General features: G+C 65.9%; 12 protein-coding genes. 6 read left to right on the top strand and 6 right to left on the bottom strand.

The window, feature by feature from the left end:
* Window positions 1-33: 33 nt before the first annotated feature.
* Entirely contained in the window at window positions 34-723 is a 690-nt protein-coding gene (locus LB532_RS16590; RefSeq protein WP_140643669.1) for a PIG-L deacetylase family protein, read from the bottom strand.
* 27 nt (window positions 724-750) lie between these two features.
* Here LB532_RS16590 and LB532_RS16585 point away from each other — a divergent pair, with 27 nt between their 5' ends.
* From LB532_RS16585 to nhaA, 5 genes are all read left to right on the top strand, one after another.
* Window positions 751-1,641 (top strand): DMT family transporter, encoded by an 891-nt coding sequence (locus LB532_RS16585; protein ID WP_140643668.1) that lies wholly within the window; start codon window positions 751-753, stop codon window positions 1,639-1,641.
* A 47-nt stretch (window positions 1,642-1,688) separates the two neighbouring features.
* On the top strand, window positions 1,689-4,151 hold the full coding sequence (gene hrpB / locus LB532_RS16580; protein WP_140643666.1) for an ATP-dependent helicase HrpB: 2,463 nt from the start codon (window positions 1,689-1,691) through the stop codon (window positions 4,149-4,151).
* Between the two features lie 285 nt (window positions 4,152-4,436).
* Window positions 4,437-5,768 (top strand): ActS/PrrB/RegB family redox-sensitive histidine kinase, encoded by a 1,332-nt coding sequence (locus LB532_RS16575; protein WP_140643664.1) that lies wholly within the window; start codon window positions 4,437-4,439, stop codon window positions 5,766-5,768.
* A gap of 63 nt (window positions 5,769-5,831) precedes the next feature.
* A complete protein-coding gene (locus LB532_RS16570; protein ID WP_140497143.1) occupies window positions 5,832-6,395 on the top strand; it encodes an ActR/PrrA/RegA family redox response regulator transcription factor in 564 nt (187 codons plus the stop codon).
* 277 nt (window positions 6,396-6,672) lie between these two features.
* Window positions 6,673-7,869, top strand: a complete 1,197-nt coding sequence (gene nhaA / locus LB532_RS16565; protein WP_140643662.1) for a Na+/H+ antiporter NhaA — start codon at window positions 6,673-6,675, stop codon at window positions 7,867-7,869.
* Window positions 7,870-7,902: 33 nt separating this feature from the next.
* Here the strand turns inward: nhaA and LB532_RS16560 are convergent, their stop codons facing one another.
* From LB532_RS16560 to cueR, 3 genes are all read right to left on the bottom strand, one after another.
* Window positions 7,903-8,403 carry an MmcB family DNA repair protein gene (locus LB532_RS16560; RefSeq protein WP_140550491.1) on the bottom strand — a complete coding sequence of 167 codons (501 nt, stop codon included), beginning with the start codon at window positions 8,401-8,403 and terminating at the stop codon, window positions 7,903-7,905.
* Between the two features lie 215 nt (window positions 8,404-8,618).
* Window positions 8,619-9,038 carry an OsmC family protein gene (locus tag LB532_RS16555; RefSeq protein WP_140643661.1) on the bottom strand — a complete coding sequence of 140 codons (420 nt, stop codon included), beginning with the start codon at window positions 9,036-9,038 and terminating at the stop codon, window positions 8,619-8,621.
* Window positions 9,039-9,091: 53 nt separating this feature from the next.
* Entirely contained in the window at window positions 9,092-9,511 is a 420-nt protein-coding gene (gene cueR / locus LB532_RS16550; RefSeq protein ID WP_140643659.1) for a Cu(I)-responsive transcriptional regulator, read from the bottom strand.
* Window positions 9,512-9,734: 223 nt separating this feature from the next.
* On the opposite strand from cueR, the gene LB532_RS16545 reads away from it, so the two are divergent.
* Window positions 9,735-10,352, top strand: a complete 618-nt coding sequence (locus LB532_RS16545; RefSeq protein WP_140643658.1) for a L,D-transpeptidase — start codon at window positions 9,735-9,737, stop codon at window positions 10,350-10,352.
* Window positions 10,353-10,498: 146 nt separating this feature from the next.
* On the opposite strand, the gene LB532_RS16540 is transcribed toward LB532_RS16545, so the two are convergent.
* Together LB532_RS16540 and LB532_RS16535 are read right to left on the bottom strand one after the other, a co-directional pair.
* A complete protein-coding gene (locus LB532_RS16540; protein ID WP_140643656.1) occupies window positions 10,499-11,068 on the bottom strand; it encodes a NifU family protein in 570 nt (189 codons plus the stop codon).
* 146 nt (window positions 11,069-11,214) lie between these two features.
* Window positions 11,215-11,706: a universal stress protein gene (locus LB532_RS16535; protein WP_140497131.1), complete on the bottom strand. Its 492-nt coding sequence runs from the start codon at window positions 11,704-11,706 to the stop codon at window positions 11,215-11,217.
* Window positions 11,707-11,709: the final 3 nt, after the last annotated feature.

Genomic DNA, 11,709 nt, shown 5'->3' with positions numbered 1-11,709 from the left:
ATGGTCACCGCGATCGAGCAGCCGTCTTCCGGGTCAGTCGATCCTTTTTGTGCTCACCATCACCGGCCGGATCGGCGGCGCCGGCGGCAGCAGGTCGCGAATGTCGGCGAAGGGAAACATCGGCTCGAAGCGGAAGGCTTCCGCCTGTGATCCCGGCGCGCCGTTGCACTGGCCCGCGCGGAAAAAATTCTGCGTGCGGGCGATGTCGACGAAGCGCTCCGGGTCCTGCGACTGGTGCAGGCGGATCGCCTTGGCCTTGATCTCGGCCCGGGCTGATATGTCGACATAGTGGGTCGGGGAGAATCCGGTGCCGCCCATCGTGTCGGCATGCAGCACCGGCACGGCGAACGAGGCCGCGATGCGCACGGCATCCGACAGCGCGCGGTGGTCGGCGTGATAGTCGTTGGGCGCATGTGTGATCACCAGATCCGGTCCAGTTTCGCCAATCAGCGTCTTCAGCGCGCCGATCAGCGCGGCATCCGCCACCAGCCCGCCGTCGGGAAAGTCGAGGAAGCGCGGCGCTGCCCCGAGCAGCGCGGCCGCGGCCGTTGCCTCCTCGCGACGGACACGGGCGAGAACCGCGGGATCGCTCTTGCCGCCCCTGGCACCATCCGTGGCCACGGCAAAAGTCAGTTCTGCGCCTTGCGCCGCATAGGCCGCCATCGTACCGAACATGAATATCTCGATGTCGTCTGAATGCGCGCCGAGCGCCAGTATTTTCAACGCTTCTCTCCCCGGAAATGGAAAAACGTGACGAACGGAATCCTGCTCGCCCTGATCGCCTATGCAAGCTATTCGGGCAGCGACGCCATTGTCAAAAGCCTGGGCGGGCAGTTCACGGTGTTCGAGATCGGTTTCTTCTCGATATTGTTTGCCGGCTGTTTTCTCTTCTTCACCCGGCCGGCGGACGAGCGTTGGCGTGATTTCTGGCGCACCAAACGACCCTGGGCGGTGCAGGCGCGCGCCTGGGCGGGTATCGCCTCGGGCGTGCTCAGCGTCTATGCCTTCACCACCATTCCGCTGGCCGAAGTCTACGCGCTCGTCTTCCTGGCGCCGCTCTGCGTCACCATCCTCTCCACGGTCGTCCTCAAGGAAAAGGTCGGGCCGTGGCGCTGGCTTGCGGTGGTCGCCGGCTTTGCCGGCGTCATGCTGGTGGTGAGACCGGGTTTTCGCGAACTCAATCTTGGACACCTCGCCGCTTTCGGCGTTGCCTTCCTCGCTGCCGCGAGCGTCATCCTGATGCGCTCGCTGGCAAAGCAGGAAAAGCGCACGACCATGCTCGGCGTGCTGATCGGCTACGGCCTGTTGTTCAACGGCACCGGCATCGCCGCCACCTCGTTCACGCTTCCCGACGCAAGGCAGCTTGCATGGCTGATAATGGCCGGCGCCTTCACCGCTTGCGGGCAGTTGCTGCAGCTGCTGGCCGTCAAATACGCGCCCGCCAACCGGATCGCGCCGACGCATTATTCGCAGATGGTCTGGGCGGTCATCCTCGGTGCGCTGTTCTTCCGGGAATATCCCGACTGGCTGTCGCTGGTCGGCCTCGCGGTCGTCGGCGGGTCCGGCCTGCTCACCATGGTACGCGAGCAAGTGCGGTTGGGCACGGTGCGCTGGAACCCGTTTTCGCGCACCCGGCTTTGATCTGGCGACGGTTGCATGGCGACCATGAGCGCTGATATGCGGGCCTGATGACGACAAAACCCTTGCCGGAGCTTCCGGTATCCGCCGTGCTGCCGGCGTTGGGCGAGGCGCTCGGCTCCGGCAAAAGCGCCGTGCTGGTCGCGCCGCCAGGCGCCGGCAAGACGACGCTGGTGCCGCTGGCGCTGCTCGATGCGCCATGGCTGGGCACGGGCAAGATCGTGTTGCTGGAGCCGCGCCGGCTCGCCGCCCGCGCCGCCGCCCGCCGCATGGCCGAACTTCTGGGCGAGGAACCCGGCGCCACGGTCGGCTATGCCATGCGCATGGAGAACCGCACTTCGGCCCGGACAAGAATACTGGTCGTCACCGAAGGTGTGCTGGCGCGGATGATCCTTGACGATCCCGAACTGCCCGGAATCTCGGCCGTGATCTTCGACGAATTCCACGAGCGCTCGCTCGACGGCGATTTCGGCCTCGCTTTGGCGCTCGACGTGCAAGGCGCGCTGCGGCCGGACCTGCGTCTGCTGGTCATGTCGGCGACGCTGGACGGCGCCCGTGTCGCGAAGCTGTTGTCGGGTGCGCCGGTGATCCAAAGCGAAGGCCGTGCCTTTCCCGTCGACATCCGCTACGACGAACGGCCGCCCGGTATCGCAATCGAAGATGCCATGGCCAAGGGGATCCGCGACGCTCTTGCCGACGAAAGCGGCAGCGTGCTTGCCTTCCTGCCCGGCCAGCGCGAGATCGAGCGCACCGCCCAGCGGCTGGCCGGCAAGGTCGGCGCCGACACCGATATCGTGCCGCTCTACGGCATGCTCGACGGCAAGGCGCAGGACGCGGCGATCAGGCCGGCGCCAACGCGCCGCCGCAAGGTGGTGCTGGCCACGTCGATCGCCGAGACCTCCATCACCATCGACGGCGTGCGGGTCGTCATCGATTCCGGCCTGTCGCGGCTGCCGCGCTACGAGCCGGCCAGCGGTCTGACGCGGCTGGAGACGGTGCGCGTCAGCAAGGCCTCCGCCGACCAGCGCGCCGGCCGTGCCGGGCGCACGCAACCCGGTGTCGCCATCCGGTTGTGGCGGGCCGAGCAGACTTCAGCACTTCCCGCCTTCACCCCGCCGGAAATCCTCGAGGCCGACCTTTCCGGCCTGCTGCTCGACTGCGCCGCCTTCGGCGTTGCCGATCCGACGAGCCTCGCCTTCCTCGATCCGCCGCCGGCGCCGGCGCTCAACGAGGCAAGGGCGCTGCTCCGCGCGCTCGATGCCATCGACGAGGCGGGGCGGCTGACGGAAGCGGGCGCCGCGATGCGCAAGCTCGCCCTGCCGGTGCGGCTGGCGCACATGGTCGCCGAGGCGGCCCGCGGCGGCCATGCCGGCGAGGCGGCCATGCTCGCGGTTCTGCTGACCGAGCGCGGGCTGGGCGGTGACGGCGCCGATCTCGAACGCCGGCTGATGCGCTTTCGCCAGGAAAGATCGCCGCGCGCCACCGCCACGCGGCAACTCGCCGAGCGGCTGGCGAGGCAGCTGGGCGGAGCGAAAAACAGCGAAGCCGTTTCCGCTGGTCCTCTCCTCATCCATGCCTGGCCCGATCGTGTCGCCAAGGCGCGCGGCGAGCGCGGGCGTTTCGTGCTGGCCAACGGCTCCGGTGCCATGCTCGACGCTGCCGATCCGCTTGCCGGCGAGCCGTTTCTGGTTGTCGCCGACCTGCAGGGCAAGGCGCAGAATGCACGCATCGCGGCGGCGGCGGCGATCAGCGAGGACGATATCCGTTCAGCACTGGCGGACAGGATCGAAACACGCAGGCAAACCAGCTTCGATCGCGAGCGCCGGGCCGTGCGCGTGCGCGAAACCGTGCGCCTGGGCGCCATCACGCTCGCCGAGCGCGTGCTGCCTCCGCCAACCGGCAGCGAGGCCGACCGCGCCATGCTTGACGCGTTGCGCGAACATGGACTTTCGCTGCTGAGCTGGAGCAAGGAGGCCGAGACGCTGCGCCAGCGTCTGTCGTGGCTGCACCGCGGACTTGGGACGCCGTGGCCCGATATGTCGGATACGGCACTTCTCGATCGCCTCGACGACTGGTTGCTGCCGTTCCTCTCCGGCGCGGCATCCTTCGCCGCCATCGATCCGGGTGTTATCTCGGCCGGGCTGACGGCGCTTGTACCGCACGATTTGCAGCGCCGGATTGACGTGCTTGCGCCGACACATTTCGACGTCCCGTCCGGCAGCCGCGTGCCGATCCGCTATGACGGGGAATGGCCCGTTTTGGCCGTCCGCGTCCAGGAACTGTTCGGCCTCGACCGGCACCCTGCAATCGCCGGCGGCACCGTGCCCCTGACGCTCGAACTGCTGTCGCCCGCGCACCGGCCGATCCAGACGACGCGCGACCTGCCCGGCTTCTGGCGCGGCTCCTGGGCCGATGTGCGCGCCGACATGCGCGGTCGCTACCCCAAGCATGTATGGCCGGAAAATCCTCTGCTCGCCGCCGCCACCAGCCGCGCCAAGCCGCGCGGGACGTAGTTGCTTGCCGATTGGCGCAAACGCCATCGCTTCGTCATCCACGGGCGGAGCAAGGAGCGTGGCGACGCAGCGCAGACCCGAGGATCCATGCCGAGACTTCCGCGTGCTGCTGCGGTGCAGAAATTCTTCTCCGCCGCACTCTCCGGCCAAGCTCGCGGCATGGATCCCAGGGTCTTCGCGCCGCTGCGCGGCTGCTCCGCCCTGGGATGACGAAATCGGGGAAGCTTCGCCCCTTCGATCACGGTGCAGCACCACCTAGCGCTCGCCGTCCCGCGGCTGTATTTCATGGCCATGATCAACGTGTTGCGTTCTCCCGATTTCCAGCAGAGCCAGAGACTGCGCCTCAACACGCTGATCCGGCTGCGCTGGCTTGCCATTGTCGGCCAGAGCGTGACGGTGCTTTTCGTCGCCTATGGCCTGAAATTCCCGCTGCCGGTCAGCCTCTGCTTTGCCCTGATCGCCTGCTCGGCCTGGATGAACCTGTTTCTTGCCTTCCGGTTCCCGGCCGCGCATCGGCTCACACCGTTCGCGGCCTTCGGCATCCTGATCTTCGACAGCCTCCAGCTTGCCGGCCTGCTCTACATGACCGGCGGGCTAACCAATCCGTTCTCGCTGCTGATGACCGTGCCCGTGGTTATTTCGGCGACGTCGCTGCCCTTGCGCCTGACCGCGGTGCTTGGGGGGCTGGTGATGACGGCTGCGACCTTGCTGGTCTTTTTCCACTTGCCATTGCCCTGGCATGAAGGCGCGCCGCTGGCGATGCCCTTCATCTATGTTGCCGGCATATGGATGGCGGTGCTGTCTTCGATCGCCTTCACCGCCATTTACGCGTTCCGCGTGGCCGCGGAAGCCCGCCTCCTGGCCAATGCGCTCGCCGCCACCGAACTGGTGCTCCAGCGCGAGCAGCATCTTTCGGCGCTCGACGGGCTGGCCGCCGCCGCCGCGCATGAGCTCGGCACGCCGCTCGCCACCATCACGCTTGTCGCCAAGGAGATGGAGAAGGCGCTCGGCAAGGACGCCAAATACGGGGAGGATGTGACGCTGCTGCGCTCCCAGAGCGAGCGTTGCCGCGAGATACTCAAGCGCCTGACCAGCCTGTCGTCCGAGGGCGAGGCGCATCTGTCCCGCCTGCCGCTGACCTCGCTGGTCGAGGAGGTCACCGCGCCGCACCGCGACTTCGGCATCTCGATCAAGCTCAGGCCGGGCGAGCGCAGCGGCCCCGAGCCGGTCGGGCGCCGCAATCCCGGCGTCATCTACGGCCTTGGCAATTTAGTGGAGAACGCCGTCGATTTCGCCCGCGAGAGCGTCACCGTGCGCTGGAGCTGGGACGAGGCCACCGTCACCTTCTCGATCATCGATGACGGTCCCGGCTTTCCGCCCGAGATCATCGATCGCATCGGCGAACCCTATATGTCGACACGCCAGGGCACGGAGGCCGGCGGCGGACTGGGGCTGGGCCTGTTCATCGCCAAGACATTGCTCGAACGATCGGGCGCCACGCTCGACTTTCGCAATTCGAGCGGACTGGGCGAAGGGGCCATGGTGCGGATTTCATGGCCGAGAAATGTTTTCCTGAACCCGGAATCGGCGCCCGCGACGATGTTTGACACCGCGTAAATTGGACAATCGCCACGCAAAACTATATCTGCGTAAAATTAAGGCAGCAGGAATTTCAAGACGATGACAGGCGATGAAAACAGTGGCGCAATGGTTGAGGGCGAGGACACCTCGCTTCTGATCGTCGATGACGACAAACCGTTCCTGACCCGTCTGGCCCGCGCCATGGAAACCAGGGGGTTCGTGGTCGAAACGGCCGAGAGCGTCGAGGAGGCCGTCGGCAAGGCACGCGCCAATCCGCCCGCCTACGCGGTGGTCGACATGCGGCTTGGCGACGGCAACGGCCTCGACGTCGTGGCCGCCATCCGTGAGAAGCGCGAGGATTCCCGCGCGATCATCCTGACCGGCTATGGCAACATCGCCACCGCGGTGACGGCGGTGAAGCTCGGCGCCGTCGACTATCTGTCGAAGCCGGCCGACGCCGACGACGTCTTTGCCGCGCTCACCCGCACGGCCGGCGAGCGCGCCGCACCCCCGGAAAATCCGATGTCGGCCGACCGCGTGCGCTGGGAGCACATCCAGCGTGTCTATGAAATGTGCGAGCGCAACGTCTCCGAGACCGCGCGCCGCCTCAACATGCATCGCCGCACCCTACAGCGCATCCTGGCCAAGCGCGCGCCGCGCTAGGAGTGCGCGCGCTGAGCAATTCCTTCGGACCGGTTTCTGCTTACGGGGGAGCATCCATTGTCGAACTCGGCCCCGCCCCTCATTGCCCTGCCGGGCATTTCTCCCCGTATAGTGACGGGGAGAAAGAGGCTGGCCGCAGCGCTGGCGCCCATTCCGTAACGCCGGTGATTGGCGAAACCGGCGAAGAGCGCCCCTCTCGCCGTCACTATACGGGGAGAGGATGCCGGCAGGCAGGTGAGGGGCAGCGCCAGCGTTTGGAAAGGCAATGGAGGGTGACATGCGGGACTTGAAACAGCGGCCGGTTTCCGTCTTGCGCGAATTTCTCGACAGCGAGGCGGCCGGCGGCATCATGCTGATGGTAGCGGCGGCATTGGCCTTGATCGTCGCCAACTCACCGCTCTCCGGAACCTATTTTGCCGTCCTCCACGCCTATCTCGGCCCGCTCAGCGTGTCGCATTGGGTCAATGACGGGCTGATGGCGGTATTCTTCCTGCTCGTCGGCCTGGAGATCAAGCGCGAGATGCTGGACGGCCAGCTCTCGACCTGGCCGCGCAGGGTGCTGCCCGGCATCGCGGCGGCCGGCGGCATGGTGGTGCCGGCGCTGGCCTATGTCGCCATCAACCGTGACAATGCGGGCGCGCTGTCCGGTTGGGCGATCCCGACCGCCACCGACATCGCCTTCGCGCTCGGTGTGCTATCGCTGCTTGGCAGCCGCGTGCCGGCCTCGCTGAAGATCTTTCTCACCGCCCTTGCCATCATCGACGATCTCGGCGCGGTCGTCATCATCGCGATCTTCTATACGAGCGGCCTGTCGCTTGCCTATTTGGGCGCCGCCTTCGCGGTCATCGCCGCGCTTGTCGTGCTCAACCGCATGCGGGTGATGAGCCTCGTGCCCTACCTCGTGCTCGGTGCGATCCTGTGGGTGCTGGTGCTGAAGTCGGGCGTGCATGCCACGCTTGCCGGCGTGGCGCTGGCGCTGACCATTCCGCTCGAACGCACCGCCGGCATCGAACACGATCTCGACCACTCGCCGCTGCACCGGCTCGAGCACGGCCTGCACGCAATAGTGCCCTTCGTCGTCATTCCCATCTTCGGCTTCGCCAATGCCGGCGTTTCGCTGGCGGGCCTCAGCGTCGGCGCGCTGTTCGAGCCGCTGACGCTCGGCGTCGCCGCCGGCCTCGTCGTCGGCAAGCTGGTCGGCGTGTTCGGCTCCTCCGCGCTCGCCATCCGCTTCGGTCTCGCCGACCTGCCTGCCAATGCCGGCTGGCTGCATATGATCGGCATCTCGCTGCTGTGCGGCATCGGCTTCACCATGAGCCTGTTCATCGGCCTGCTCGCCTTCGCCAGCGACGTGGCGCTGCAGGACGCCGTCAAGGTCGGCATTCTCGCCGGCTCCCTGGTCGCGGCGCTGCTCGGAGCGGCGGTCCTGCTGATGGCGCCGGCGGCGAGTGGGGCGGATGAGGGCGAGGAGTAGGGCGGTCCACAGGCGCAGGTCCTGTGAGGCAGCCTATTCGCTCTCCCCCTCCAACGCCGGCACGGCCACTCCGGCGAGTTCCGCCGCCAGCAGCCGCGCGGCGCCGGCCCGCGCGATGCGCAGCATCAGCGCCTTGCGCGTCGCCGCCGCCATGCGGTGCTCGGGCGCCTCGCGCAAAATCTCGGCGCCATAGCCGTCGGAGAGGATGAAGCCGCATTCTTCGGGAAAAATCTCCGCCGGCACGCCGGGATGGGTGGCGAAGAAAAAGCGGTCGGAGTGCAGCCGGTAGTCGGGCCATTTGCGGTCGACGCGAAAATCCTCGATCGAGGATTTGATCTCGATGATCCAGATGTCGCCCTGGCGGGTCAGCGCGACAAGGTCGGCGCGGCGGCCGGTCGCCAGCGACAGTTCGGGCAGCACGTGCGCACCCATTTCGCGGAGCAGCCGCTGTACCCCGCGCCGCACCAGCATGGCGCGTTCGGACTGGCGACCGTCGATGAGCGGGTTCAGGGGAATCGGTGAGATGATTGGCATGACGGGACCATGCCAGATTTTGTTCACGATTTGAACCCGTATCGCTCATTTGGTGGCCACCCGAATCAATGGGTGCTCGATCGCATGAGCAGGCACGGAGAACCTTCATCGACGGAAGGCATCCAATGATCAGAACCGTACCGTATGGTCACCTTCACTTTCCGTGATGAGTGAACGTGGCGGGACGACCTTACCGCGCGGGATAAGTCCCGCGTTCATGAGCGACCAGGCCCCGTCCTCTCGATCGTAACCGGCACGCCCTGGCGCAACGAGTTGCTGACCGTCGAAACCATGCTGGCACGGTCAATGATCCTTTGGGGATCGGACCCATCCAAAGTCTCGCAGGAAACCGTCATCCTTGCCGCGGCCGCCAGCAAGGGCTTGCCGTCGAGGTCAAGCCTCACCGAGACGGCGATCCTGCCGAGTTTCACGCCGATCTCGTCGGCTACATAGCGAAGGTCGTTGCAGAAGCAGCCGCCAATCGCCAGCGCCAGCAATTGGCCGCCATTGAAGCCCAGGCCCATGCCGCCGGCCTTGCCCTCGGGTCGGTCGACGACGATCGTGTGGCCGCCGGCCCAGCCCATGGCGGCTTCGGTACCTTCGACATTGCGCAGTTCGACAGTCATCGAGACCATCGGCATCCTCCCCCCGTAGTCGAGAGGCTTCGGTGCCTTCGACCAGCACGGATCTATGCGACCGTGGCGGCTTTATCGCCGAGCGGCGCGGTTCCCGCAATGTCATCGATGATCGGGCAGTCCGGCCGGTCGTCGCCATGGCAGGCCTGGACGAGCTTCTGCAGGGTCGATCGCATCGACTGCAGCTCGCGCACCTTCTCCTCGATCGCCCTGACATGGGCGGTGGCGATCTCGCGCACGTCGTGGCTGGCGCGGCCGCGGTCCTGGTAGAGCGCCATCAGCTGGCGGCAATCGTCGATGGAAAAGCCCAGGTTGCGGGCACGGCGCAGGAAGGTCAGCCGATGGATGTCGTCGCCCGAATAGTCGCGATAGCCGTTGCCGGCACGCGCAGGCGCTATCAGGCCGATTTCCTCATAGTAGCGGATGGTCTTGGCTGGCAGACCGGAACGCTGGGCGGCGTCGCCGACATTCATGGTTGTTCCTCGATTCCTGCTGGCCCGAGAGTCATGGCCATTGAATTTCCTTCACAATCCGGTGAAGGCTGTTGCCGAAATGCCGCAGTTGCTGGCTTACCGGCAGGTGAGGTCTTGCATATAGGCATCGCGTACTTGGCAAGCAAAGCAAATGCCAGCATGAATGATGGCAAGAAAGCGGCCGACTCGTGCCGCGGATGTTTGGCGGGGCACGGATCACCTCATGCGCATGAAGTCGCTTGCAGTCATTGCCGCACTGGCGCTGTCCACCGCACTCGCCGGTTGCAGCACCATTGGCGGGCAGATATTCTCCAACGACTATGGCGCGGTGACCGACGCCGGCTACCAGCTGCCGCGCATCCCGATCGAAAAGGTGCCCGCGAAGTATCACCGGCAGGAGGTGAACTACGACACCAAGGAAAAGCCGGGCACCATCATCGTCGATACGCAGAACAAGTTCCTCTACTTCGTCGAGGGTGACGGCCGGGCAATTCGCTACGGCATCGGCGTCGGCCGCGAGGGCTTCGAGTGGCATGGCACCGCCCGTGTCGCCATCAAGCGCGAATGGCCGACCTGGACGCCGCCGTCTCAGATGATCAAGCGCCAGCCAGAACTCGCCAAGTTCGCCGGCGGCATGGAGCCGGGCCTGAAGAACCCGCTCGGCGCGCGCGCGCTGTACCTGTTCAACAAGGGCGGTGACATGGGCTATCGCCTGCATGGCAGCCCGGAATGGAACTCGATCGGCAAGGCGATGTCGTCGGGCTGCATCCGGCTGATGAACCAGGACATCATCGACCTTTACGACCGCGCCGAGGTCGGCGCCAAGGTCATCGTTCTCTGACCGTGACCGCGAGGTTCATGGTCAAAACCGTTCGTACGCGGACCGTCCAGGCAACAACGGACGTCCCCAACAAAAAACCGGGCAATTCGGCCCGGTTTTTTGTTGCTTGCATTTGAGAAACGTCGCCGCGCTCGGCGAACGCGCGGTCAGGCGACCTGTTCGACCTGCTGGACCTCGGGAACGAAGTGGCGGAGCAGGTTCTGGATGCCGTGCTTCAGCGTCGCCGTCGATGACGGGCAGCCGGCGCAGGCGCCCTTCATGTGCAGGAACACGGTGCCGTTCTCGAAGCCGCGGAAGGTGATGTCGCCGCCATCCTGGGCCACTGCCGGGCGCACCCGCGTGTCAAGCAGCTCCTTGATGGTGATGACGAGTTCCTCGTCGGCCTTGTCGTAGAACTCACCGGTCTGGCTGGTCTCCGCGGCCGGGCCGGCATTGGCCATGACAGGCGCGCCGGACATGAAATGCTCCATGATGGCGCCCAGGATCGCCGGCTTCAGATGCTGCCAGTCGGGGCCGTCCTTGGTGACGGTGATGAAGTCGTAGCCGAAGAAGACGCCGGTGACGCCCGGTATTTCGAACAGCCGGCCGGCCAGCGGCGAGGCCGTCGCCGCACTACCGGCATCGCGGAAATCGGCGGTGCCTTCCAAGAGCACTTCCTTGCCGGGCAGGAATTTCAGCGTCGCCGGGTTTGGCGTCGATTCGGTCTGGATGAACATGGCCGTCTCCGTGCCCGTCTCGGGCAGATAGTTTGGAATAATTCTAAATAAGCTCTATCGGCTGGACATTCAAGCGAAACGCATCGCCCGAATGGCTGGCTGGCGGAATGTTTTTGCTGGCTGGGGATCGAAATCCCTGGCGGGCTTCAGGCGAGGCTGTCGATTTCCTCGTCCGAAAGGTTTTGCGGCACCACGGTCACCGGGATAGGGAAGGCGGCGCCCTTGCCGGCCACGGCGCCGACCAGCGGCCCGGGCCCTTCCTTGCCGGCGCCGGCCGCCAGCACCAGGATGGCGATATCCTGGTCTTCCTCGATCAGCTTGTGGATCTCTTCGGTGGGCTTGCCCTCGCGCACCACCATCTCCGGTTCGATGCCGAGTTTCTGGCGCACCTTGTTGGCGTAGCTGTCGAGCGCGGTACGTGCGGTGGCGGTCGCCTCCTCGCGCATGATCTTCTCGACGCCCAGCCAGTGCTGGAAATCGTCCGGTTCGATGACGTAGAGCAGCACCAGCACGCCGCTGGTGCTCAGCGCCCGCTTCGAGGCGTAGGCGACGGCGCGCTCGCATTCGGGCGTATCGTCGATGATCGCCAGGAACTTGCGGCGATGTCCGGCTTCGCGGCTGAGGCGTTTGGAGACCATGTC

It is taken from the genome of Mesorhizobium sp. ESP-6-2 (assembly GCF_020164675.1).
GTDB lineage: Bacteria > Pseudomonadota > Alphaproteobacteria > Rhizobiales > Rhizobiaceae > Mesorhizobium.
This window is presented reverse-complemented; position numbering and strand designations above follow the sequence as displayed.

Bases quoted from the DNA above. Each gene is read 5' to 3' on its own strand.
- hrpB (WP_140643666.1), top strand. From the start codon at position 1,689: ATGACGACAAAACCCTTGCCGGAGCTTCCGGTATCCGCCGTGCTGCCG.
- LB532_RS16540 (WP_140643656.1), bottom strand. From the start codon at position 11,068: ATGTTCATCCAGACCGAATCGACGCCAAACCCGGCGACGCTGAAATTC.
- cueR (WP_140643659.1), bottom strand. From the start codon at position 9,511: ATGAATGTCGGCGACGCCGCCCAGCGTTCCGGTCTGCCAGCCAAGACC.
- LB532_RS16555 (WP_140643661.1), bottom strand. From the start codon at position 9,038: ATGGTCTCGATGACTGTCGAACTGCGCAATGTCGAAGGTACCGAAGCC.
- LB532_RS16570 (WP_140497143.1), top strand. From the start codon at position 5,832: ATGACAGGCGATGAAAACAGTGGCGCAATGGTTGAGGGCGAGGACACC.
- nhaA (WP_140643662.1), top strand. From the start codon at position 6,673: ATGCGGGACTTGAAACAGCGGCCGGTTTCCGTCTTGCGCGAATTTCTC.
- LB532_RS16575 (WP_140643664.1), top strand. From the start codon at position 4,437: ATGGCCATGATCAACGTGTTGCGTTCTCCCGATTTCCAGCAGAGCCAG.
- LB532_RS16535 (WP_140497131.1), bottom strand. From the start codon at position 11,706: ATGGTCTCCAAACGCCTCAGCCGCGAAGCCGGACATCGCCGCAAGTTC.
- LB532_RS16545 (WP_140643658.1), top strand. From the start codon at position 9,735: ATGCGCATGAAGTCGCTTGCAGTCATTGCCGCACTGGCGCTGTCCACC.
- LB532_RS16560 (WP_140550491.1), bottom strand. From the start codon at position 8,403: ATGCCAATCATCTCACCGATTCCCCTGAACCCGCTCATCGACGGTCGC.